The 21,169-nt window shown below is 61.4% G+C and carries 21 protein-coding genes and 1 tRNA gene; 11 read left to right on the top strand and 11 right to left on the bottom strand.

Features of this window, described 5'->3' with window-relative positions; all coding sequences use genetic code 11:
* On the bottom strand, positions 1 to 1,548 hold the full coding sequence (locus D3F03_RS04360) for a fumarate hydratase (protein WP_119108092.1): 1,548 nt from the start codon (positions 1,546 to 1,548) through the stop codon (positions 1 to 3).
* A gap of 186 nt (positions 1,549 to 1,734) precedes the next feature.
* On the opposite strand from D3F03_RS04360, the gene fumC reads away from it, so the two are divergent.
* On the top strand, positions 1,735 to 3,129 hold the full coding sequence (fumC, locus tag D3F03_RS04355; RefSeq protein ID WP_119108091.1) for a class II fumarate hydratase: 1,395 nt from the start codon (positions 1,735 to 1,737) through the stop codon (positions 3,127 to 3,129).
* Between the two features lie 108 nt (positions 3,130 to 3,237).
* A complete protein-coding gene (locus D3F03_RS04350; RefSeq protein ID WP_119108090.1) occupies positions 3,238 to 3,492 on the top strand; it encodes a DUF2249 domain-containing protein in 255 nt (84 codons plus the stop codon).
* Between the two features lie 90 nt (positions 3,493 to 3,582).
* On the opposite strand, the gene mnmH is transcribed toward D3F03_RS04350, so the two are convergent.
* Positions 3,583 to 4,665 (bottom strand): tRNA 2-selenouridine(34) synthase MnmH, encoded by a 1,083-nt coding sequence (mnmH, locus tag D3F03_RS04345; RefSeq protein ID WP_119108089.1) that lies wholly within the window; start codon positions 4,663 to 4,665, stop codon positions 3,583 to 3,585.
* 66 nt (positions 4,666 to 4,731) lie between these two features.
* Between mnmH and selD the strand changes: the two genes are divergently transcribed.
* Complete coding sequence (gene selD, locus D3F03_RS04340; protein WP_119108088.1) at positions 4,732 to 5,811, top strand: selenide, water dikinase SelD; 1,080 nt, start codon at positions 4,732 to 4,734, stop codon at positions 5,809 to 5,811.
* 13 nt (positions 5,812 to 5,824) lie between these two features.
* On the opposite strand, the gene D3F03_RS04335 is transcribed toward selD, so the two are convergent.
* The 9 genes from D3F03_RS04335 to D3F03_RS04295 form a co-directional block, all read right to left on the bottom strand.
* Positions 5,825 to 6,460, bottom strand: a complete 636-nt coding sequence (locus D3F03_RS04335) for a riboflavin synthase (RefSeq protein ID WP_119108087.1) — start codon at positions 6,458 to 6,460, stop codon at positions 5,825 to 5,827.
* A 47-nt stretch (positions 6,461 to 6,507) separates the two neighbouring features.
* Positions 6,508 to 7,626 carry a bifunctional diaminohydroxyphosphoribosylaminopyrimidine deaminase/5-amino-6-(5-phosphoribosylamino)uracil reductase RibD gene (gene ribD, locus D3F03_RS04330; RefSeq protein WP_119108086.1) on the bottom strand — a complete coding sequence of 373 codons (1,119 nt, stop codon included), beginning with the start codon at positions 7,624 to 7,626 and terminating at the stop codon, positions 6,508 to 6,510.
* A 25-nt stretch (positions 7,627 to 7,651) separates the two neighbouring features.
* The gene (locus D3F03_RS04325) at positions 7,652 to 8,095 is read right to left on the bottom strand and encodes a type IV pilin protein (protein WP_119108085.1); all 444 of its coding nucleotides are present in this window, start codon (positions 8,093 to 8,095) and stop codon (positions 7,652 to 7,654) included.
* Positions 8,096 to 8,109: 14 nt separating this feature from the next.
* Complete coding sequence (locus tag D3F03_RS04320; protein WP_119108084.1) at positions 8,110 to 11,484, bottom strand: pilus assembly protein; 3,375 nt, start codon at positions 11,482 to 11,484, stop codon at positions 8,110 to 8,112.
* A gap of 12 nt (positions 11,485 to 11,496) precedes the next feature.
* Positions 11,497 to 12,246, bottom strand: coding sequence for a pilus assembly PilX family protein (locus D3F03_RS04315; RefSeq protein WP_119108083.1), 750 nt, complete (start codon positions 12,244 to 12,246; stop codon positions 11,497 to 11,499).
* Between the two features lie 20 nt (positions 12,247 to 12,266).
* A complete protein-coding gene (locus D3F03_RS04310) occupies positions 12,267 to 13,181 on the bottom strand; it encodes a PilW family protein (RefSeq protein WP_245960488.1) in 915 nt (304 codons plus the stop codon).
* 32 nt (positions 13,182 to 13,213) lie between these two features.
* The gene (gene pilV / locus D3F03_RS04305; RefSeq protein WP_119108081.1) at positions 13,214 to 13,834 is read right to left on the bottom strand and encodes a type IV pilus modification protein PilV; all 621 of its coding nucleotides are present in this window, start codon (positions 13,832 to 13,834) and stop codon (positions 13,214 to 13,216) included.
* Positions 13,828 to 14,400: a GspH/FimT family pseudopilin gene (locus D3F03_RS04300; RefSeq protein ID WP_119108080.1), complete on the bottom strand. Its 573-nt coding sequence runs from the start codon at positions 14,398 to 14,400 to the stop codon at positions 13,828 to 13,830. Before D3F03_RS04300 ends, pilV begins: the two co-directional genes overlap by 7 nt.
* 95 nt (positions 14,401 to 14,495) lie before the next feature.
* Positions 14,496 to 14,786 carry a hypothetical protein gene (locus D3F03_RS04295; protein WP_158606129.1) on the bottom strand — a complete coding sequence of 97 codons (291 nt, stop codon included), beginning with the start codon at positions 14,784 to 14,786 and terminating at the stop codon, positions 14,496 to 14,498.
* 258 nt (positions 14,787 to 15,044) lie between these two features.
* Between D3F03_RS04295 and rpsO the strand changes: the two genes are divergently transcribed.
* From rpsO to D3F03_RS04250, 8 genes are all read left to right on the top strand, one after another.
* A complete protein-coding gene (gene rpsO, locus D3F03_RS04285; protein ID WP_119108077.1) occupies positions 15,045 to 15,311 on the top strand; it encodes a 30S ribosomal protein S15 in 267 nt (88 codons plus the stop codon).
* 195 nt (positions 15,312 to 15,506) lie between these two features.
* Entirely contained in the window at positions 15,507 to 17,768 is a 2,262-nt protein-coding gene (pnp, locus tag D3F03_RS04280) for a polyribonucleotide nucleotidyltransferase (protein ID WP_119108076.1), read from the top strand.
* A gap of 81 nt (positions 17,769 to 17,849) precedes the next feature.
* Positions 17,850 to 18,842 carry an NAD(P)H-quinone oxidoreductase gene (locus D3F03_RS04275; protein ID WP_119108075.1) on the top strand — a complete coding sequence of 331 codons (993 nt, stop codon included), beginning with the start codon at positions 17,850 to 17,852 and terminating at the stop codon, positions 18,840 to 18,842.
* The gene (gene tpiA, locus D3F03_RS04270; RefSeq protein ID WP_119108074.1) at positions 18,839 to 19,603 is read left to right on the top strand and encodes a triose-phosphate isomerase; all 765 of its coding nucleotides are present in this window, start codon (positions 18,839 to 18,841) and stop codon (positions 19,601 to 19,603) included. The genes D3F03_RS04275 and tpiA overlap by 4 nt, the downstream gene beginning before the upstream one ends.
* A 37-nt stretch (positions 19,604 to 19,640) precedes the next feature.
* Positions 19,641 to 20,027 carry a preprotein translocase subunit SecG gene (gene secG / locus D3F03_RS04265; RefSeq protein ID WP_119108073.1) on the top strand — a complete coding sequence of 129 codons (387 nt, stop codon included), beginning with the start codon at positions 19,641 to 19,643 and terminating at the stop codon, positions 20,025 to 20,027.
* A 112-nt stretch (positions 20,028 to 20,139) separates the two neighbouring features.
* Positions 20,140 to 20,224 (top strand) — tRNA-Leu (locus D3F03_RS04260).
* 76 nt (positions 20,225 to 20,300) lie between these two features.
* On the top strand, positions 20,301 to 20,660 hold the full coding sequence (locus D3F03_RS04255; protein WP_119108072.1) for an NADH-quinone oxidoreductase subunit A: 360 nt from the start codon (positions 20,301 to 20,303) through the stop codon (positions 20,658 to 20,660).
* A gap of 24 nt (positions 20,661 to 20,684) precedes the next feature.
* Positions 20,685 to 21,164, top strand: coding sequence for a NuoB/complex I 20 kDa subunit family protein (locus D3F03_RS04250; RefSeq protein ID WP_119011751.1), 480 nt, complete (start codon positions 20,685 to 20,687; stop codon positions 21,162 to 21,164).
* Positions 21,165 to 21,169: the final 5 nt, after the last annotated feature.

The following is a 21,169-nucleotide window of genomic DNA, read 5'->3' as shown; positions in this document are numbered from 1 at the left end:
TCAGGCGCTCGTCAGCTCGATGAATTCACCGGCTGCGATGCGCTTTTGCCATGCGGCCGGGCCGGTGGTATGGACGCTGGTGCCACCCGCATCGACGGCCACGGTGACCGGCATGTCGACCACGTCGAACTCGTAGATGGCTTCCATGCCCAGGTCTTCAAAGCCCACGACCTTGGCGTGCTTGATGGCCTTGGAGACCAGGTAGGCGGCGCCGCCCACGGCCATGAGGTAGGCCGATTTGTGGTTCTTGATGGCTTCGATGGCCACCGGGCCGCGCTCGGACTTGCCGATCATGGCGATCAGGCCGGTTTGCGCCAGCATCATCTCGGTGAACTTGTCCATGCGCGTGGCCGTGGTCGGGCCCGCAGGGCCGACGACTTCGTCGCGCACCGGGTCCACCGGGCCCACGTAGTAGATGACGCGGTTGGTGAAGTCGACGGGCAGCTTCTCGCCCTTGGCCAGCATCTCCTGAATGCGTTTGTGCGCGGCGTCGCGCCCCGTGAGCATCTTGCCGTTGAGCAGCAGCGTTTCACCGGGCTTCCAGCTTGCCACCTCGGCGGGGGTCAGTGCATTGAGGTCGATGCGCCGGCTTTTTTGCGTGTCGGGCAACCACTGCACCTTGGGCCAGAGGTCGAGCGACGGTGGATCGAGGTAGACCGGGCCCGAGCCGTCCATGACGAAATGCGCGTGGCGCGTGGCGGCGCAGTTGGGGATCATGGCCACGGGCTTGCTGGCGGCGTGCGTGGGGTACATCTTGATTTTCACGTCGAGCACGGTGGTCAGGCCGCCCAGGCCTTGCGCGCCAATGCCCAGGGCGTTGACCTTGGTGAACAGCTCCAGGCGCAACTCCTCGGTTTGCGTCAGCGGCTCGCCGCGCGAGGACTTGGCCTGCAGCTCGTACATGTCCAGGTCGTCCATCAGGCTTTGCTTGGCCATCAGCACGGCCTTTTCCGCCGTGCCGCCGATGCCGATGCCCAGCATGCCCGGCGGGCACCAGCCGGCGCCCATGGTGGGCACGGTTTTGAGCACCCAGTCGATCACGCTGTCGCTGGGGTTGAGCATGATCATCTTGCTTTTGTTTTCCGAGCCGCCGCCCTTGGCCGCGACGGTGATGTCGAGTTTGCCGCCCGGCACGATCTCGGTGACGATGACGGCCGGCGTGTTGTCCTTGGTGTTCTTGCGGGCAAACAGCGGGTCGGCCACGATGCTGGCGCGCAAGGTGTTGTCCGGGTGGTTGTAGCCACGGCGCACGCCTTCGTTGATGGCGTCGTCCAGGCTGCCGGTAAAGCCTTCCCAGCGCACGTCCATGCCGACTTTCAGGAACACGTTGACGATGCCGGTGTCCTGGCAGATGGGCCGGTGGCCGGTGGCGCTCATCTTGCTGTTGGTCAGAATCTGCGCCATCGCATCCTTGGCGGCGGGGCTTTGTTCGCGCTCGTAGGCGCGTGCCAGGTGGGCGATGTAGTCTGCCGGGTGGTAGTAGCTGATGTACTGCAGCGCGGCGGCGACGGATTCGATCAGGTCTTCTTGGCGGATGCTGGTGGTCATGGCGGGGCGGTTGTGGGGTGCGCGAAAAGTTGAAATTATCGCGCTGCCGGCTTGCACGGTCCTGTCGTCCCCGCGGGCGGCGCAGCGGCCACCGCACAGTGGCTACCGCGCAGCGAAACCCCTGCGGCGCTATGCTGCGCCCCAGGCCTGCGGCCCCTACCTACCACGAGAAGGAGTTTGTTCACCATGGAATCCCGCCTCCAGGCCACGCGCACCGAGCGCGACACCTTTGGCCCCATTGACGTCCCGGCCGAGCGGCTATGGGGCGCCCAGACGCAACGCTCGCTGCAGCACTTCGACATCTCGGGCGAGCGCATGGCGCCCGAACTGTTGCGCGCGCTGGCGCAGGTCAAACGCGCCAGCGCTTACGTGAACCAGTCGCTCGGGCTGCTCGATGCGGCCAAGGCCACGGCCATCGTCGCGGCGGCGGACGAGGTGATTGCCGGCACGCACGCGGGCGAATTCCCGCTCGTCGTCTGGCAGACGGGTTCGGGCACGCAGACCAACATGAACATGAACGAGGTGCTGGCCAACCGCGCCAGCCAGTTGCTCGGCGGTGCGCGCGGCGAGGGCCGGCTGGTGCACCCGAACGACGACGTGAACAAGAGCCAGTCGAGCAACGACGTGTTTCCCACCGCCATGCACGTCGCCGCCGTCCACGCGCTGGTACGCAAACTCCTGCCGGCTTTGCAGGCCCTGCGCACGACGCTGGGGGCCAAGGCCGAGGCGTTTGCCGACATCGTCAAGATCGGCCGCACCCATTTGCAGGATGCGACCCCCATCACTCTTGGGCAGGAAATCTCGGGCTGGGTGGCGCAGTTGCACCACGCCGAGCAGCATGTGCGCGCGGCGCTGCCGCATCTGGGCGAGCTGGCGCTAGGCGGCACGGCCGTGGGCACTGGCCTCAATGCACCGGAGGGCTACGCCCAGGCCGTGGCGCAGGAGCTGGCCGATCTGACCGGTCTTCCGCTCGTCACAGCGCCCAACAAGTTCGAGGCGCTGGCCACGTGCGACGCGCTGGTCAACGCCCACGGTGCCCTCAAGGGCCTCGCCGCCAGTCTGATGAAGATCGCCAACGACGTGCGCTGGCTGGCCAGCGGGCCGCGCAGCGGGCTGGGCGAAATCGCCATTCCCGAGAACGAGCCAGGCTCGTCCATCATGCCCGGCAAGGTGAACCCGACGCAGTGCGAGGCGATGACCATGCTGTGCTGCCAGGTGCTGGGCAACGACGTGGCGATCAACATCGGCGGCGCTTCGGGCAACTTCGAACTCAATGTGTTTCGCCCCATGGTGATCCACAACTTCCTGCAAAGCGTGCGCCTGCTGGCCGACGGCATGGCCAGCTTTGACCACCACTGCGCGCAGGGCATAGAGCCGCGGCGCGAGCGCATCACGGAACTGCTGGAACGGTCCTTGATGCTGGTGACCGCCTTGAACCCGCACATCGGCTACGACAAGGCCGCGCAGATCGCCAAGGCTGCGCACAAGGGCGGGCTTAGCCTGCGCGAGGCGGCGGTGGCCAGCGGCCATCTGACCGGGGCGCAGTTTGACGCCTGGGTGCGGCCGCAGGACATGGTGTAGCGGCCAGGCACCATTCGGCCCCATTGCCGGCAGGGCCAACGCAGGCGCGGGTGCCGACCAGCGGTACACTAAAGATTCCTTCTTCATGAATCTTTAAATTCCCGCACCATGAACGCCCACGTCCACACCTCGCCTGACGCCATTTACCCCTTCGATGCACGCGGCGTTGCCAAGCGTTTTCGCCATGCCGCCATCTTTGGTGCGCTCGATTCGCTGCACCCCGGCGAGACCATGCGCTTCGTCAACGACCACGATCCGCTGCCGCTGCTGCAGCAACTGCAGGCGCGTTATGGCGCTGCAGTGGAGATCACCTACCAGCAGCGCGAGCCGGGCGCCATCGTCATTGACTTCGTTCGGGTGTGAACAACGTTTTTTCGTAACTTGCTATCAATAAATGAGCTTCTAAGGCTTACTGGATAAGCGCTAGAAGCCATTTTTGCTTGAAATTTTCCGTTAAGGAAGTGGACGCTCAAGAGCCTGCGCAGGCCAAGGCAGGCGCACCACCGCCGCCGCCAGGAGCGCAATGTCCGCCGCAGCCAGCGCCTCGGCGCTCACGCTCAGGCGCTTGGGCCACTGGAACAAATGCGTGCTCTGCGAGCGTGCATACAGCGGGTCGTAGTGCAGCGCCATCAGCTCGCCAAACAGCGGCGCCAGAGCCCGCTCATGGGCCCAGGCCTGCCAGCGTTCGATGACCTCGCGGCCATGCAGCTCGCGCAGCGCATGCAGTTGCTGGGCCAGCCGCTCGGGGTCGTCGCCCAGGTTGGCGTAGTCGCGCAGCAGAAAATCGAGCCGGGCAGCGGGGCTGGCCACAATCTCCACACAGGGGCTGGCGCGCAGCCGCTGTAGCAGTTCGGGCGGCACGCTGATGCGGCCAATGCGGCTGCTCTCGGCTTCGACGTACACCGGGCGGGAGAGATCAAACGTTTCCATCACGGCCGCCAGTGCCGTTTCGAACGCCGTCTGCGAGGGCTGTGCCACGCCTGGCCACGCGCCCAGCACCGAACCGCGGTGCCGCGCCAGAGCTTCCAGGTCGAGCACCTGCTCGCCCTGCGCTGCCAGTGCCTCAAGCACCCGCGTCTTGGCGCTGCCGGTGGGGCCGCAGACCACACGCATCTGCAACTGCGGCGAGAGCACCGCAATCTGCGCCATGACATGGCGCCGCCAGGTCTTGTAGCCGCCGGCAAGTTGCTGCGCGTCCCAGCCCACCATGCGCAGCCAGGTCACCATGGAGCCACTGCGCATGCCGCCGCGCCAGCAGTACACCAGCGGCTTCCAGCGCGCCGGCTGCTCGGCAAAACGCCCCTGCAAATGCCGCGCCAGGTTGGCCGCTACAAAAGCGCCGCCCATGCGCCGCGCCTCGAACGCGCCTTGCTGCTTGTACAGCGTGCCGACGATGCGGCGCTCGTCGTCGTCCAGCACCGGGCAGTTGATGGCGCCGGGAATGTGGTCGATGGCAAATTCCGCCGGTGAACGGGCGTCGATCACGGTGTCGAACGCATGGCGCTCGGAGACGGGGACGGGGCCGCGGTGGCTCATGAAGGCTCCTGCCAGAAGGGTGAAAGGTGAGGCGTGAATGGAGTGGCTGGCACAATCGGACGCACTATGCAAGCTGTAACCCCGCCTTCCTCCGAACCGGTAAAACTGACCCAATTCGCACATGGTGGGGGCTGCGGCTGCAAGATAGCGCCGGGCCTGCTGCGTGAGATTTTGGCACGCGCGCCACAAGGCATCGTGCCGCCAGAGCTGATGGTCGGCACCGAAACCAGCGACGACGCCGCCGTCTACCGCCTGAACGACCAGCAGGCGCTGGTGGCCACCACCGATTTCTTCACCCCTATCGTCGACGATCCATTCGACTTCGGCCGCATTGCGGCGACCAATGCGCTCTCGGATATTTACGCCATGGGCGGGCGGCCGATTCTGGCGCTGGCCCTGGTCGGCATGCCGATCGCCAAGCTCCCGCCCGAAGTCATCGGCCGCATTCTGGAAGGGGGCGCCAGCGTCTGCCGCGAGGCGGGCATTCCGATCGCCGGCGGGCATTCGATTGATGTGCTCGAACCCATTTATGGCCTGGTGGCGCTGGGCCTGGTCCACCCCGATCAGGTGCGCCGCAACGCCGATGCGCGCGCGGGCGATGTTCTGGTATTGGGCAAGCCGCTCGGCGTGGGAGTGCTCTCGGCCGCCCTGAAAAAGGGCCTTCTGGAGGCGGACGGCTACGCCGAGATGTTGCGCCATACCACGCAGCTCAACCGCGTGGGTGAGACCTTGGCGCCCATCGACGGCCTGCACGCCATGACCGACGTCACCGGCTTCGGGCTGGCCGGCCATTTGCTGGAAATTTGCCGTGGCTCGGGCCTCTCGGCACAACTGCGCCTGGGCGAGCTGCCCTTGATCGACGCAGCCCGCCAGTTGGCGCAGTCCGGCATCGCGACCGGTGCTTCGGCCCGCAACTGGGCGGCCTATGGCGAGGAAGTGCTCTGGCCCGAGGCGGCGCCCGAGTGGCAGCGTACGCTGCTCACCGACCCGCAGACCAGCGGTGGCTTGCTGGTGAGTTGCAGCGAAGCGGCCGTGCCCGTGGTGCTTGGCGCCTTCCGCGCTGCGGGTTTTGCGCGGGCCGCAGCCATCGGCCAGATGCAGGCCAATTCGGCCGGGCAGGGCAGTCGGCTTGCGTGTGTGCTTTGAGCAGTGCTCGCCGCTATTGGTCGCGCGCAGGCGCAGGGGCATCCATCATCCGCGCTACGTAGCGAGCGATCAGATCGACTTCCAGGTTCACCGGCGAGCCCGCCACCAGCCGCCCCAGCGCGGTGTTTTCCACCGTGTGCGGAATCAGGTTGATGCTGGCTTCGCAGCCCTGCTCCAGGTCGCTGATGCGGTTCACGGTGAGGCTGACGCCGTTGACCGTGATCGAGCCCTTGTAGGCCAGGTAGCGCGCCAGTTCGCGTGGCGCCAGCACCCGCAGCTCCCAGCTCTCGCCCACCGGTGCAAAGTGGCTTACTGTGCCTACCGCATCGACATGGCCAGACACCAAATGCCCGCCCAGGCGGTCGTTGGCGCGCAAGGCTTTTTCCAGGTTGACGGCGCCAGGCTCCGCCAGGCCCGCCGTCTTGCCGAGCGATTCGGCCGAAATGTCGATGGTGAAACGGCCTGCGCCTGCCTCCAGGCGAGTGACGGTCATGCAGGCGCCGTTGAGCGCAATGCTGTCGCCCAAGGCCACGTCTTCAAGAAAGGCGGGAGAGCATTCCAGCGTCAGGCGCTTGCCGTGGGCGCTGGTGGCGCCCAGCGCCTCGATTTGGGCGATACGGCCCACATGGGTGATGATTCCGGTGAACATGGGGCCGATTGTCGCAGGGGAACGTGGGCCCTGCGCATCAGGAAACCTCAGAACTGGTCGTGCCCCGACATGCGGGCGAGCACGCGCAAGTCCGGCCCCACGCGCTGAAGGTCGCGCCATTCCAGCTCTATGCCCTCGCTCAAGGCCGCAAGCGGCGCCATCTCGGCCATGCCGCGCCCTGGTCCGAGCAGCTTGGGCGCGAGGTACAGCAGCAGCTCATCCACCAGGCCCGCCTGCAGCAGGGCGCCATTGAGGCGATGCCCCGCCTCCACATGCAGCTCGTTGGTGCCGCGCTGCGCCAGCGCGCGCAGCATGGTGGGCAGGTCCACCTTGCCATCCTGCCCCGGCAGATGCAGCACCGTGGCGCCACGCGCCTCCAGCGCGGCACAGCGGGCTGGAAAGTTCGAATCAAAAAGGCCCCCAGCGCATATGGTGCATGCGCGGTAAGCTACAAATAGATGAGCGTCTGGAGGCGTTTGCAAACGGCTGTCGAGCACCACCAGCTGCGGCTGGCGCTGTGTTGCGACCTCGCGCACGTCCAGGCGCGGGTTGTCGGCCAGCACCGTGCCAATGCCGGTCAGCACCGCGCAGGCGCGCGCCCGCCAGGCGTGGCCGTCGCTGCGCGCCTCGCGGGAGGTAATCCACTGGCTGGCGCCGTTGGCCAGCGCAGTGGTGCCATCGAGCGACGCCGCCACCTTCATGCGCACCCAGGGCGTGCCACGCAGCATGCGGCTGAAAAAACCGAGGTTGAGTTCACGCGATTCGGCGGCGCCAGGCCCCACCTCTACCTCCACCCCCGCAGCGCGCAGGCGAGCAAAGCCCTGGCCGGCGACCAGGGGGTTCGGGTCTTCCAGCGAGGCGACGACCTTGGCGATCCCCGCGGTAATCAGTGCATCACAACAAGGCCCCGTGCGGCCCTGGTGGGCGCAGGGTTCGAGGGTGACGTACGCGGTGGCACCGCGTACGTCCGTGCCGGCGGCCGCCGCGTCGCGCAGCGCCATGACCTCGGCATGCGGGCCGCCCGCTTGCTGGGTGAAGCCCTGGCCGATCACTTGGCCGCCGGGCGTCGCAATCACACAGCCGACACGCGGATTGGGGCTGGAAAGAAAAAGCGCCTGGGCGGCGAGCCCAAGCGCTTGGTTCATGAGGGGCGCGGTGGTTGTCATGGCGCCCCCGATAGTAGCGCGAGGATTACTTGCGCCAGCACTCGTCTACAGTGGCCCCCATGGTTAAGGGTGATGCGTCCCGCACTCCCGTGTTGGTGAGGGTGAAATTGCCGCATTTGTCGCCGACTTGAGGTGTTCCCGCCTTGGGCGTAGCCGTGAGCGTGAAAGAACTCGTAGTCGCCGGATTGAGCGCAATGGTGTAGCGCTTGCTGGCATCTGTGGTCCAGGTCATATTGCTCGGCAGGGTAGTGGGGTAGGTTCCTGTGGCTGTGGCGGCACGCTCCAGCCACTGCTGAGCCTGCAGCAAGCCGGCACGCGCATCGGCCCGGTGTCCGCGCCGGATGTATTCGTTGTAGCTGGGCACCGCAATGGCCGTGAGAATGCCAATGACGGCCACCACGATCATGACCTCAATCAGCGTGAAACCTCGCTGCGCGCGTCGTACGGAGAACCTTGAGTCGGTGGACATGGTAAAGCCCGGTTTCATTGCAGTTGGCGCCAGCTCGGACGCATCGGTTGCTCGGGCATGCGGGCCAATTCGTCGGGCTTGCCGTCACCACCGGTAATCGTGATTTTATCTTTGCCAGTGACGATGTTGATGGCGCCAGGCGGCAAGGTCATGCGTGATGCGCCCTGATCCTTGCTTGCATCGCTGTTGTAAAGGCCGTCCCCATTGGTATCCATCACCTGGACGCTGGGTTTCTTGCCGTCCATGATGTTCATGAGAGTCAGGTAGTCTTTTTCTGGCGTGCCTGCAGGTTCGCAGGATTCATCTGAAGTGCCATTGCCGCCATACGCTGGAGTAGTGGAAAACACCATCAGATTGTTGCTGGCATCGAAGAAACTCATGGGTGCCAATACCCTCTCGCCCGTTACCTGGAAGTTGAAGTACCAGCCCTTGTTCAAAGGCTTGGTGGTGTCGGCGTAATTGACGTCGTGTTGGGTCATTTGCCAGAAGGTGCGTGCGGCGCTCTTGCCCGCGCCGGCAATAGGCCCGCCGGTCATGTCCTGTTGCACCAGGGCTGATGCTGTGACTGCGCTTGGTATGGCACCGCCACCATCGGGATTGGCTGCAGTCTTGGGGGAGGTATTGGTGTTGACGACAACATGGCCAGAATCCAACCGGTATTTGGTGTTGTCGAGCACGGAGTAAACCGTTTGCACGTCCGCACTGCTGCGGTCGTTGTCGGTAAGGTTAACACCGGTGCCGAACGCCACCATCATTCCTCCGGCACCCCGGTCGTTCGCTTTGACCGTAGGGGGGGCCGTGATGGGTTGGCGCTTGCCGAGATAACTGGCAGTAAAGAGAGGTGTGCATACAGCTGTGGTGCAGGGAGTGGTGCTTGCTGTGCCCCAGACCGCAACGCCCCAATTTGAGGCAGAAGTGCTGGTGAGATCAAATTTCCACAGGTTTCCCTTGAGGTCGCCAGCGTAAGCGACATCCACCCGCCCGTCGCTGTCAATATCCACCAGCCTTGGCGCAGAAAGCCCATTGGCGAGCACATTCGTGTCAGTGGTGGTGTTGACAGGGCTGCTTAGTGTCTGAGTGCCCGTGGCGACGATGCGCTTGAGCTCCCTGACACCATTGACTTTGTTGACGTCATCAAGGTACTGAATCAGCAACACGGGCCGTTCATTCTTGCTGTTGTACCCATTGCCCATCACTACCGCCCAGCGGCCATCGTTCAGCTTTGCGATCTGGCTTGCCTTGAACGGATTGGTGTCGTCCACCACAGGGGCGGCAAAAATATGTCCGATGTCCTCGTCGTCGCTCGGCGAAACCAATGTCTGGCTCGGATTGAGGGTTCTGTCCTGCACCACCAGGTTGCTGGCGTTGGTTGTGGTAAAGGTGGACGCCACGCTGCCATCCTTGCTGCCAGGTTGCGTGACATCCAGAACGAAATAACCCTTTCCGCCCGCTCCCAGTGAGCCCACCAGGAAGGTGCGCCAGTCTGGAGGATTGCCGCTCGCCGCCACATCCAAGTCTCCGGTAAACGGGGAACCATCAACGAAGTAGTGGTGGGTATAGCTGGGGTCGCTCAGCTTGGGCAGGTCTGGAATGACTGCCTTCGGGACGTAGGCAAGTTGTTCTTGTCCATTTTTTGCGGAAAAACCGTGCAACATGCCGTCATTGCCGCCCACGTAAATCATGGGCAGGCGATTTCTTTGGGCAGAAGAGAAAGACTTGTAGCCGGCGAACGAATAGTTGCTGGGAGGCGCACCTACATACCAGATTTTCGAATTGACAATGTCGCCCTGGCGAGAATCGCGCACCCGGAAAGGCAGGCCGGTAGTGCCGCCTTCCTTGGTACGGTCACCACGCAGAAAATTCACGCGGTCTTGTCCAAGACCATCGGCGTCAAGCAGGGTCTTTTGCGCGGCACTTAATTTGGTGGTGCCGGTGTCCCATTCAAATGAAACGCCTTTGTTAGGAACTTCGTCGTTGGTGGTGAGAATTACACGCGGGCTACTGCGTGCATCCAGCAGCGTGGCCGTCGTATTGGGTGCGCCTCCGCCAGTAGTACCCCAATCCGTATTGGGCGCAACACTCCCTGTTGTGTCGATAGTGTTGGATTTCACATACCCAGACCATCGCTTGGGGTCGTATCCGGCGGTATACACATTCAAGTCCGTGCGGATGTTCGTACTCGAACTGCCAGCCATGCTGGCGACGTCTGCAGTATTTTGCAGATTGATGTCTTCAACGATTTTTTGAAAAGCGGTGGTCAAATCATACTTACGCCCTGGCCCAGTAGGATAAAACTTGCCACGGCTGTTGATGGCTATATGCCAAAGTTCTGCCGGATTATTGGAATTAAGATTTCCGAAGGTGGTTGGAGCCCAGTTGGACGTCCCATTGACGAGCTTGGAATAGTCTCCCCCAGCACCGTAATTGTCGTCATCAACGGATGACCATTTGGGCTCGCTTGGCCATGTATAAGCATCTGCCCCAAAGCCGATAGTGTATTGAACCAGGTGTTGCCAAGATGCTGGATCATGCTTAGGGTTCCAGTACCTTTGGAGCGATACAGATCCAACGGTTTCTGTGCTGGGAACCCCGTCGGTCGTGCTCTCCTTGATGTCATTGGAGATACTCGGCTGCAAATCCTCGGACCACATTTTCATGGCCCAATCGGCCAATAAATTTGATAGGTTGTTGGATTTTCCACGGTACACATTGGTCTGGCTGGACGATGTGTCATAGACAGCCCCATCTGGCAGCGTGATATTTTGGTTATCCACATTTCCAGGTAGCACACTGGCGGTATATCCGTTCCATCCACCATCCGTCAGAAAAATATGGTAAGCGCGGCGGCACCCGAGATAAGGGGTTTCTTTTACGCCAGGCGTGTAGGCCCAAGGGCTGTTGATGCTCTTGCCGGTCTTCATGTAATCGTACGTCTGCTTCATCATCTTGTGGGATGGCGTGCCATTATTGGCTTTCAGGCTCGAAGCAAAAGAGAGAAAATTGATTCGATGGGTGGCGTCAAGAACCTTCATGGAGTTGATTGCACCTGGAGTAAGTGATCCAGCGCCGGGTGAATTTCCATTGTTCCACATGGCTTCCCATGCAAGCCGGATCTTACCGTCTGGCAGCAAGATCTTGTCATTGAAAACAGTGCTCAAAGCTTCGCGCAACCGGTATATCTTGGAATGCGTATCTCCGCCACCAACGGACTCATCCATACTTCCTGAATCATCTACCGTTAAAACGACATCCGGTGCGGGCGGAATAGAAACCAGCCCAGGCGGTAATTTAGAAAAATCCAGGGGATCGGCATAGGCCATTTGAGGTGCGCAGATGCTTGCGACCAGAGCACTCAAAAGGGTTTTCTTGAAATCGAAAAGCTCTTTCATGGGTTTCTCCGATCAGTTCTTGACTTTTTGACGTACGAAAGTAGATTGCAAAACTACTTGGGTGCTGGGTTTTATGCCAAGGGCTATCGCGGTGATCCGATAGGCGATACTGGGCTTCAGGTTGAGTGGCAGGTTGGTGGAGCCGTTGGTGATTAGGCCGGAATTTCCGGCATTCGGGTCGTACGGCATCACCTCGATCCAGTACCAGCCGCCCTGACCTGCGGTGACGTTTTTGAGGATAGGGTTGCTGGCAGTGGTGCCAGTGCCACCCGTTTCAGCGCCAGTATATTGGCCGTAGCGGGCGCCTTCGGGCAACATGGCATTCAGGGTTGTTTTGTCGTTCCAGAAATCTTGGTTGCCGGTTCGCTTGAGGCAAAGACCTTTGAAGCAGAACTGAGTGCTGGCCTTGGTGCCCAGTGTGCTGATGAGATCGCCAAGTTCCTTGTCTTCCGTCGGAAACCAGACCGGTGCGGAGGGTGCGGGCCGGCATGTGTCTGCAGTGACATTCGGGATAGCGCGGTCACAGGCCAAACCATCCGGGCGCTCGCCGCGAATATCGAATTCGGCGTCCTGAATAAGCGCCTGGGCAGCCTCAAAAGCGCGCTGGTAATCGGAGTCGTTGCCCACAACCATTTCATTGAAAAGTGATGTCCGTGCACCCCAAAGGGCAAGCAGCATGGACAGCATGACAAGAACAATTACAACGAAAAGTGATATGCCGTGCTGGTATCGCAATGATCGTCGAGGAGGGGTGCTGCGCATGGATAAACTCTTAGGTGTGCTCAGCCGGCCAGACCCTGGCTGCGCAATTGGTACACGGATCGGAAGGTCATGTGTAGGCGATTCTTGCGAGCAGCGGCAAGAGCACCGGTGCTGCTCATATTGACTGCCGTGCCGTCACAACCGATGTAGGTGCTTCCAGCCGGCATGTCTATGGGCTCATCGCCATACAAAACAAGACAGACTTCAACCCCAAAGACGCTGGACCAGTCCGGAGAGCCCCCGGCTGCAATAGGTGGGACGTTTGCGGCGTCCACATACTGAATGGTGGGCAATCCACTGATTGCAGCCGCTCGGCTCTGCACAAGATAGCGAACCTGAAAATCCGCCACATTTCTGATGAGGGATTGTGGTACGTTGTCCGACCCTGCACAGCGGAGTTCGCCATTGTCCAGAACAAACTGACTTTGAATGATGGTGGCAGAAGGTTGGTCGCCCAGGCAGTCTCGGAAAAACGAGATATTGGTCCCACTCGGAAAACTCTGTTCCTGATAGTTCTGATATGCCAAGGAAAGTTTGTATTCTCCGGCACTAGGTGCATCCTTCCCTGCCACAGACGGGATAGTCGGTGGGATATCTGGGAATGCAGAATATATTTCCGTATTGGGTGAAAAAGCAACCACGTCGTCCACTTCCACAGGATCGGTAGCGGCCTTGTTGGCCGCAAGATTCAGACGCATGGAGCCTGATTGTCGGATTTGCTGGCCCATGACGCGAAACACGTACGAAGCCTGCTGCTGCAACTGGCTCGCATCGGTTATCGTGCCTGATACGCCCCGCGACACCATCATAGCGCCCATGGCCACCACGATGGTCATCAGGCCAATGGCGATGCCGATCATCAACTCAATAAGGGTCACGCCGCGCTGGAGCGGCCTTGTGCACATTGGGGGGCTACTATGCAGAAGGGTAGTCATGTGTCTGGGTCCGCAAAAGTTACCAGAATGCATTACAACGGGCAAAATACTGTGGGAGCCGCCACGCCGCCCAAAAGATAAGGTGTGCACCGTGCAGTTAACTGGATATATTGCAAATGGCATATCCGGTTGGCGGGGCAGGTGGCACCAGCGACTCCGGTGGCATCTGGAGTAAACACACCTTTGTACGCCGCATTCTCAGCAGCAGTGCCGTCTGCACGTTCGTTTTCCCGCCAACTGATTAATACGCCCAATTGCCGGTGGTTGTTGGCAAGGGTTTCGTCGGCTACTTCAAATACGACCGCGTCCGCCAGGGGTAGCGACGCCTGAACGTTCTGCTTCCACTGCCGAACGTCTGCCAAAGCCAGATTTTGCGCATTGCAGGCAACGGTTTTGCAATCGGGAGGGGCCGGTGGAGTTCCTGCGCCAATCTCATAACTGGCAATATTTCCCAAGGCGTTGGGATTCACCTTCAAGCGTTCGCTCAAGTCCTCAATGAGGCGAATGGCTTGTGCGCGGCGAACCCCTGTTTGCGTATCCGCCAGGGTTCGCATCTGTACGCCCAGTATTCCAAGAATCCCAAGTGCCACCACCACAATGGCGACCATGGACTCAATGAGTATGAAGCCTGATTCAGATTTGCTTTTCAGCATGAAACTGTCCCCTTGGTGGTTCTAATGCGGCCACCCGATGTGACGCACAGGGCAGAGGCATGGCGCGAGGAAACGCCAAGTGGCTCGGGCGTAATGGAAAAGCTGGCGGCACCCAAAGCATTGATTTGGCCCCAGCGGTCCATGGTAAAGAAGGCGGTGTTGCCGAGGTTGTTGACGTTTACCCCTGTCTGGGCGGGGAATGTTTGCAGGACTGTATCCAAGTCTGGGGCGGCAGCGTTGACGACGCCATTTGAATTGGCGTCGGTAAACACAATCCAGCCGCATTGCCATTCCTGGTTGGTGCCGGTTCCACAGTTCTTGCGCACCGAGACGCGGCCCCCGCGCTTGATGGCCTCTGAGCGCGCGTAATAAATAGTGCTGGTGATCTCTTCGGCTGCGCTGCGCACGCGCCAGCCGTCAATCAGGTCACGAAAACTGGGTCCGGCCAATGCTGCCAAGATGGCTACGATAGCCACAACCACCATCAATTCGATAGCGGTGAACCCATGGCTCAGATGCCTGCGCATGGGCCTTGCAGGTGCAGGAATGGATGTGAAAGCTGCCATGGAAACATCCTAGACAAATGGGGCGATAAGAGCGCCGCTGACCCGACCAGTGGTGCCACGGTAGCGACGAACGGCTTTACTTAACTTGACCGCGCTTACCCGCGCGTGAAACCCCGGCACGCTCCGGCGTCTGGCATGCCATGGCATTCACGCAGCAGGCGGCGCTCACGTTCGGCGCGGCTTTCCTCGGAGGAGCTGGGGCGGGAGTTGGCCTTGCTGCCCTTGCCGGAGGCGGCATGGCTGGCGGTGGCTTTGTGCCCTTTGTGCTTTTTGGCCTGAACGTCCTGGGGCATGGCGAGAGTGCACAGGAGCAAGGCGGTGGTGGCAAGGGAGGCAATGCGTGCTGAAGAGGCGGAGACTCGCAGAGATTGGGATGGACTTGGCATGGGGCTCCTTCGGTTCAAGCATGGGTTTGATTGCGGCGAAAACTCGGGCGCGGAAGCTGCGATGCTGCCGTTCGCCCTGTGCCTTGGGTATGCGAGCATTCCCGTAGAGTGCCCTGCCGTGTACAATTGGACGGTTTTGCATGGTGCAAGACGCACGCGGGCAACCCTTCCAGCTGCCCGCGCAAGTAAAACCAGTGCCGCTCTGCGTTCGCGCGATCCGTTCGAGCTATTGCCGGCCATATTTCAGGAAATTCCCCAATGATCGCATCCTCCATCAAGGCCGAGGTCGTCAAGGCCAATGCCCGCGCCGCCAACGATACCGGTAGCCCAGAAGTGCAAGTGGCACTGCTGACGGCCCGCATCAATGAACTGATGCCTCACTTCAAACAGCACGCCAAGGACCACCATGGTCGCCGTGGCCTGCTGCGCATGGTGAGCCGCCGCCGCAAGCTGCTTGACTACCTCAAGGCCAAGGACGGCGAGCGCTATGTGGCGCTGATCGCAAAACTGGGCCTGCGCAAGTAAGCGCTGGGCCATGCAAAAACGCCTGGGTTAGCACGCTAGCTCAGGCGTTTTTTACTTTGCTGGCGGTCCTTGCAGATCGAAGCTGTGTCATTCCACTGAAGTTCCGCGTGCGGTTTCACTGGAATGGCATCGTGTTCTAAAAGGGCTCTAGCGCTTGCTGGTGGTACGCTGTCAGCTATACAAACAGGAGCAAACATGAGCATTTTCAACAAAGTCAGCAAGACGTTTCAATGGGGCGACAAGACCGTCGTCATGGAAACCGGCCAAGTGGCCCGCCAGGCGTCTGGCGCGGTGCTGGTGAACATCGACGACACCGTGGTGCTGGCCACCGTGGTGGCCTCCAAGTCGGCCAAGCCGGGGCAGGACTTCTTCCCGCTCACGGTCGACTACATCGAGAAGACCTACGCCGCAGGCAAGATCCCCGGCAGCTTCTTCAAGCGCGAAGCCAAGCCCAGCGAGCACGAAACGTTGACAAGCCGCCTGATCGACCGCCCGATTCGCCCGCTGTTCCCCGAAGGCTTCTACAACGAAGTGCATGTGGTGATCCACACGGTGTCGCTGAACCCCGAGGTGGATGCCGATATCGCGGCATTGATTGCATCGAGTGCAGCGCTGGCTATCTCCGGCATTCCGTTCAACGGCCCGATTGGTGCAGCGCGCGTCGGCTACATCAACGGCGAATACGTGCTCAACCCCGGCCAGACGGCGCGCAAGAGCAGCCAGATGGACCTGATCGTTGCCGGCACGGAAGCGGCGGTGCTGATGGTCGAATCCGAAGCGCAGCAGTTGCCTGAAGACGTGATGCTGGGCGCCGTGGTGTTTGGCCATGAGCAGGGCAAGATCGCCATCAACGCCATCCACGAACTGGTGCGCGATGCCGGCAAGCCGCTGTGGGATTGGGCGGCTCCCGCCAAGGACGAGGCGCTGATCGCCAAGGTCGGTGCACTGGCCGAAGACAAGCTGCGCGCCGCTTACCAGATTCGCAACAAGCAGGCCCGCACCCATGCGTGCCGCGAAGCCTACGCCGTGGTCAAGGCCGATCTGAAAGAGGCCGGCGTTGAATTCGACGCGGTCAAGGTCGAGGGCATGCTGTTCGACATCGAAGCCAAGATCGTGCGCAGCCAGATTCTGGCGGGTGAGCCGCGCATCGACGGGCGCGACACGCGCACCGTGCGCCCCATCGAAATCAGCACCAGCGTGCTGCCCCGCACCCACGGCTCGGCGCTGTTCACGCGTGGCGAGACGCAGGCGCTGGTGGTGTCCACCCTGGGCACCGAGCGCGACGCACAGCGCATCGACGCGCTGATGGGCGAGTACGAAGACCGTTTCCTGTTCCACTACAACATGCCTCCCTTTGCCACCGGCGAAGTGGGCCGCATGGGCTCCACCAAGCGCCGCGAAATCGGCCACGGGCGCCTGGCCAAGCGCGCGCTGGTCGCGGTGCTGCCGAGCAAGGAAGAGTTCCCCTACACCATGCGCGTGGTGTCGGAAATCACCGAATCCAACGGCTCGTCGTCGATGGCGTCGGTCTGCGGCGGCTGTCTGTCGCTGATGGACGCTGGCGTGCCCATGAAGGCGCATGTGGCCGGCATTGCCATGGGCCTGATCAAGGAAGACAACCGCTTTGCGGTGCTGACCGACATTCTGGGTGACGAAGATCACCTGGGTGACATGGACTTCAAGGTGGCGGGCACCACAGCCGGCATTACCGCGCTGCAGATGGACATCAAGATCCAGGGGATCACCAAGGAAATCATGCAGGTCGCATTGGCGCAGGCCAAGGAAGCGCGCATGCACATCCTGGGCGAGATGCAAAAGGCCATGGGCGAAGCCAAGACCGAGGTGAGCAGCTTCGCGCCCAAGCTCTACACCATGAAGATCAACCCCGAGAAGATTCGCGACGTGATCGGCAAGGGCGGTTCGGTGATTCGCGCGCTGACCGAAGAAACGGGCTGCCAGATCAATATCGACGAGAGCGGTGTCATCACCATTGCGTCGACCGACAGCGAACGCGCCGAAGAGGCCAAGCGCCGCATCGAGCAGATCACGGCGGAAGTCGAAATCGGCAAGATCTACGAAGGCCCAGTCACCAAGATTCTCGACTTTGGCGCGCTCGTTAACCTGCTGCCCGGCAAGGATGGGCTGCTGCACATCAGCCAGATCGCCCATGAGCGTGTCGAGCGTGTGAGCGATTACCTGCAAGAGGGCCAGATCGTCCGCGTCAAGGTGCTGGAGACGGACGAAAAGGGCCGTGTCAAGCTGTCGATGAAGGCGCTGGCGGAGCGCGGCAACGGCGGTGGCGAGCGCCAGGCGCCGGCAGAGCGCGGCGATCGCCAGGATCGGGGTGAGCGTCACGACCGGGGCGAGCGCCGTGAGCGTTTCGAGCAGCCCGCACGTGATGCGGAGCCGCAACAGCAGGGCGTGCCCTCGGGCGGTGCTGTAGGCCAAGATGCTTGAATGCTATTGATTTAAGAGCTGCTAACGCTTATGCCATAAGCGCTAGTGGCCTAAATCGCTTGAAATTTAGAGCCTTAGCTGATGCAAGCCATTGAAATTGCCTCGTACGGCGGCCCGGACGTTCTGCGTCTGGCCGAGCGCCCGGCGCCTGTAGCCGGCGCGGGTGAGGTGCTGGTGCGTGTGGCCGCCAGCGGCGTGAACCGACCGGACGTTTTGCAGCGCAAGGGCTACTATGCGCCGCCGCCTGGGGCGTCTGACATTCCGGGCCTGGAAGTGGCTGGCGCCATCGAGTCGGGTGACGAAGCTGCCTTGGCGCGCGCCGGTCTTCGAATTGGCCAGCGTGTGTGCGCCTTGGTGGCGGGTGGGGGTTACGCGGAACTGTGCGCAGTGCCTGTCGGCCAATGCTTGCCGGTGCCAGGCGCCTTGACCGATGTCGAGGCCGCCTCACTGCCCGAAACCTACTTCACGGTCTGGAGCAACGTTTTTGACCGTGGCCAACTCAAGGCGGGTGAAACCTTGCTGGTGCAGGGTGGGAGCAGTGGCATTGGCGTTGCGGCCATTCAATTGGCGCGCGCGCTTGGTGCCACGGTGATCGTGACGGCCGGCTCGGAAGAAAAATGTGCGGCCTGCCTCAAGCTCGGTGCGCACCACGCCATCAACTACCGCAACCAGGATTTCACCGCCGAAGTGCTGCGCTTGACGGACGGGCGCGGTGCCGACGTGGTGCTCGACATGGTGGCCGGCAGCTATGTGGCGCGTGAGGTCGAGTGCCTGGCCGAAGATGGCCGACTCGTCATCATCGCCGTGCAAGGCGGAACCGCTGCCAGTTTTGATGCCGGCCTGGTGCTGCGGCGGCGCCTGACGGTCACCGGCTCAACCTTGCGCGCGCGGCCCACGTCCTTCAAGGCGGCAATCGCGCAGGCGCTGCAAAGCCAGGTCTGGCCATTGCTGGCAGCGGGCAAGGTGGCACCGGTGGTGCACAGCGTGTTTCCTGCGGCGCAAGCCGCACAGGCCCATGCGCTGATGGAATCGAACCAACATGTGGGAAAGATTGTTCTGACATGGAATCCATGAAAAAGAAGCTCATTGTTGGCAACTGGAAGATGAACGGCTCCTTGGCGGCGAACGCATCGCTGGTCCAGGCGCTGCGCGCAGGCATGGCAGAGGGGACCGCCTGTGGCGTGGCGCTGGCCGTGCCTGCTCCCTATCTCGCACAGATTCAGTCGCTATGTGCGGGTAGCCGCATTGACTTGGCCGCACAAGACGTGTCGCAACACGAGGCCGGGGCATTTACCGGGGAAGTTTCCGCTGCGATGCTGCGGGACTTTGGCGTGCGCTATGTGCTGGTCGGACATTCTGAGCGGCGCCAGTTTCATGGTGAAAGCGACGCCACAGTGGCAGCAAAGGCGCAGCGTGCGCTGGCTGCTGGCATCACCCCCATCGTGTGTGTGGGCGAAACGCTGGCCGAGCGCGAAGCTGGCCAGACCGAAGCGGTCGTCCGGCGCCAACTGGCGGCGGTCATCCACGCCAACGGCCGCTGTATTAGCGAAGTGGTTGTGGCGTACGAGCCGGTCTGGGCCATTGGTACCGGAAAGACGGCCTCACCGGCCCAGGCGCAGGAAGTGCATGCGGCGCTGCGCTCTCAACTGGCGGCAGCCACGGCGCACGCAGAGGCGATGCTCTTGTTGTACGGCGGAAGCATGAACGCCGCCAACGCCGCGCAATTGCTGGCCGAGCAGGATATCGACGGTGGCTTGGTGGGGGGCGCTTCGCTGAAGGCGTCTGATTTCCTCAGCATCATTGCCGCCGCGCAATCAAAAGCTTCGCGCTCGTGACGGCCAACCCTAGAACAAATAACGGAGTGAATGAAGAATGAACGTGCTTGTGAACTTGATTTTGACGCTGCAGATTCTGTCTGCACTGGGGATGATTGGCTTGATCCTCGTCCAGCATGGCAAGGGTGCCGACATGGGGGCTGCATTTGGCAGCGGCAGTTCGGGAAGCCTGTTTGGCGCCAGTGGTAGCGCCAACTTTCTCTCGCGCACCACGGCCGTGCTGGCGGTGATCTTCTTTGTCAGCACCCTGGCACTGGCCTATTTTGGCAATCTGCGTCCTTCCAGTACGGGCAGCGTGCTTGAGAACGCTGCTGTGGTCACGCAGCCGGCTGCAGCCACGCCTGCCGCCGCTGGTTCTGCTGCGGCAAGTGCACCGGCGCCAGTTGCGAGTGCGCCGGGCGCGGCGCAGATCCCCACCAAATAAAGGCCCCCAAAACTGTTTCGCTTTGTTCGAAGCAGGGTTTTTCCGGAGTAGAATTCAAGGCTGTCTGGGAAGCCAAAGCCCAGTGGTCCTCATGCCACCCAGACAAGACTTAGCCGTCGTGGTGAAATTGGTAGACACGCTATCTTGAGGGGGTAGTGGCGAAAGCTGTGCGAGTTCGAGTCTCGCCGACGGCACCAAACAAAACAAAGCCTGCCCGCGGTGCCATTTGGTATTGCGAGCGCAGCAGGCTCAAGCGGTGAGCGCATCTACAAGATGAATCTCGATCAGTATCTCCCTGTTCTTTTGTTCATCCTGATCGGGATCGCAGTGGGCATCGTGCCGCTGGCGCTGGGCTACATTCTTGGGCCCAACCGTCCCGATCCAGAAAAAAATTCCCCCTACGAGTGCGGCTTCGAAGCCTTCGAAGATGCGCGCATGAAGTTCGATGTCCGCTATTACCTGGTGGCCATCCTCTTTATCTTGTTTGATCTGGAAATTGCCTTTCTCTTTCCTTGGGCGGTATCGCTGCAAAAGGTGGGGTTGACGGGTTTTTTCGCGGTGTCTGTTTTTCTCGCCATTCTGGTGGTCGGCTTTGCCTACGAATGGAAAAAGGGTGCTCTCGATTGGGAGTAAGTGCCCTGAACAAGGATTGACGCGATGATTGAAGGCGTAATGAAAGAAGGCTTCGTCACCACGAGTTATGACTCGGTGGTGAACTGGGCCAAGACCGGTTCGCTCTGGCCAATGACCTTCGGTTTGGCCTGCTGCGCGGTCGAGATGATGCATGCAGCAGCTGCGCGTTACGACATTGGTCGCTTCGGTGCCGAAGTGTTTCGCGCCAGCCCGCGCCAGTCCGATTTGATGATTGTGGCTGGTACGCTGTGCAACAAGATGGCGCCTGCGCTGCGCAAGGTGTACGACCAGATGAGTGAGCCGCGCTGGGTGCTGTCCATGGGGTCGTGTGCCAATGGTGGTGGTTATTACCACTACAGCTATTCCGTGGTGCGCGGCTGCGACCGCATTGTCCCTGTGGACGTGTACGTCCCTGGTTGCCCGCCCACGGCGGAGGCCTTGATCTACGGGATCATCCAGTTGCAGCAAAAAATCCGCCGCACCAATACGATCGCGCGTGCTTGAGGGGC

The organism is Simplicispira hankyongi (genome assembly GCF_003570885.1).
GTDB classification, from domain to species: Bacteria; Pseudomonadota; Gammaproteobacteria; order Burkholderiales; family Burkholderiaceae_C; genus Simplicispira; species Simplicispira hankyongi.
The sequence above is the reverse complement of the archived record's forward strand: the minus strand, read 5'-3'. Positions and strand labels throughout refer to the sequence as shown.

Coding starts and splice junctions, on each gene's coding strand:
- D3F03_RS04360 (WP_119108092.1), bottom strand. CDS start 1,548: ATGACCACCAGCATCCGCCAAGAAGACCTGATCGAATCCGTCGCCGCC.
- fumC (WP_119108091.1), top strand. CDS start 1,735: ATGGAATCCCGCCTCCAGGCCACGCGCACCGAGCGCGACACCTTTGGC.
- D3F03_RS04350 (WP_119108090.1), top strand. CDS start 3,238: ATGAACGCCCACGTCCACACCTCGCCTGACGCCATTTACCCCTTCGAT.
- mnmH (WP_119108089.1), bottom strand. CDS start 4,665: ATGAGCCACCGCGGCCCCGTCCCCGTCTCCGAGCGCCATGCGTTCGAC.
- selD (WP_119108088.1), top strand. CDS start 4,732: ATGCAAGCTGTAACCCCGCCTTCCTCCGAACCGGTAAAACTGACCCAA.
- D3F03_RS04335 (WP_119108087.1), bottom strand. CDS start 6,460: ATGTTCACCGGAATCATCACCCATGTGGGCCGTATCGCCCAAATCGAG.
- ribD (WP_119108086.1), bottom strand. CDS start 7,626: ATGACAACCACCGCGCCCCTCATGAACCAAGCGCTTGGGCTCGCCGCC.
- D3F03_RS04325 (WP_119108085.1), bottom strand. CDS start 8,095: ATGTCCACCGACTCAAGGTTCTCCGTACGACGCGCGCAGCGAGGTTTC.
- D3F03_RS04320 (WP_119108084.1), bottom strand. CDS start 11,484: ATGAAAGAGCTTTTCGATTTCAAGAAAACCCTTTTGAGTGCTCTGGTC.
- D3F03_RS04315 (WP_119108083.1), bottom strand. CDS start 12,246: ATGCGCAGCACCCCTCCTCGACGATCATTGCGATACCAGCACGGCATA.
- D3F03_RS04310 (WP_245960488.1), bottom strand. CDS start 13,181: ATGACTACCCTTCTGCATAGTAGCCCCCCAATGTGCACAAGGCCGCTC.
- pilV (WP_119108081.1), bottom strand. CDS start 13,834: ATGCTGAAAAGCAAATCTGAATCAGGCTTCATACTCATTGAGTCCATG.
- D3F03_RS04300 (WP_119108080.1), bottom strand. CDS start 14,400: ATGGCAGCTTTCACATCCATTCCTGCACCTGCAAGGCCCATGCGCAGG.
- D3F03_RS04295 (WP_158606129.1), bottom strand. CDS start 14,786: ATGCCAAGTCCATCCCAATCTCTGCGAGTCTCCGCCTCTTCAGCACGC.
- rpsO (WP_119108077.1), top strand. CDS start 15,045: ATGATCGCATCCTCCATCAAGGCCGAGGTCGTCAAGGCCAATGCCCGC.
- pnp (WP_119108076.1), top strand. CDS start 15,507: ATGAGCATTTTCAACAAAGTCAGCAAGACGTTTCAATGGGGCGACAAG.
- D3F03_RS04275 (WP_119108075.1), top strand. CDS start 17,850: ATGCAAGCCATTGAAATTGCCTCGTACGGCGGCCCGGACGTTCTGCGT.
- tpiA (WP_119108074.1), top strand. CDS start 18,839: ATGAAAAAGAAGCTCATTGTTGGCAACTGGAAGATGAACGGCTCCTTG.
- secG (WP_119108073.1), top strand. CDS start 19,641: ATGAACGTGCTTGTGAACTTGATTTTGACGCTGCAGATTCTGTCTGCA.
- D3F03_RS04255 (WP_119108072.1), top strand. CDS start 20,301: ATGAATCTCGATCAGTATCTCCCTGTTCTTTTGTTCATCCTGATCGGG.
- D3F03_RS04250 (WP_119011751.1), top strand. CDS start 20,685: ATGATTGAAGGCGTAATGAAAGAAGGCTTCGTCACCACGAGTTATGAC.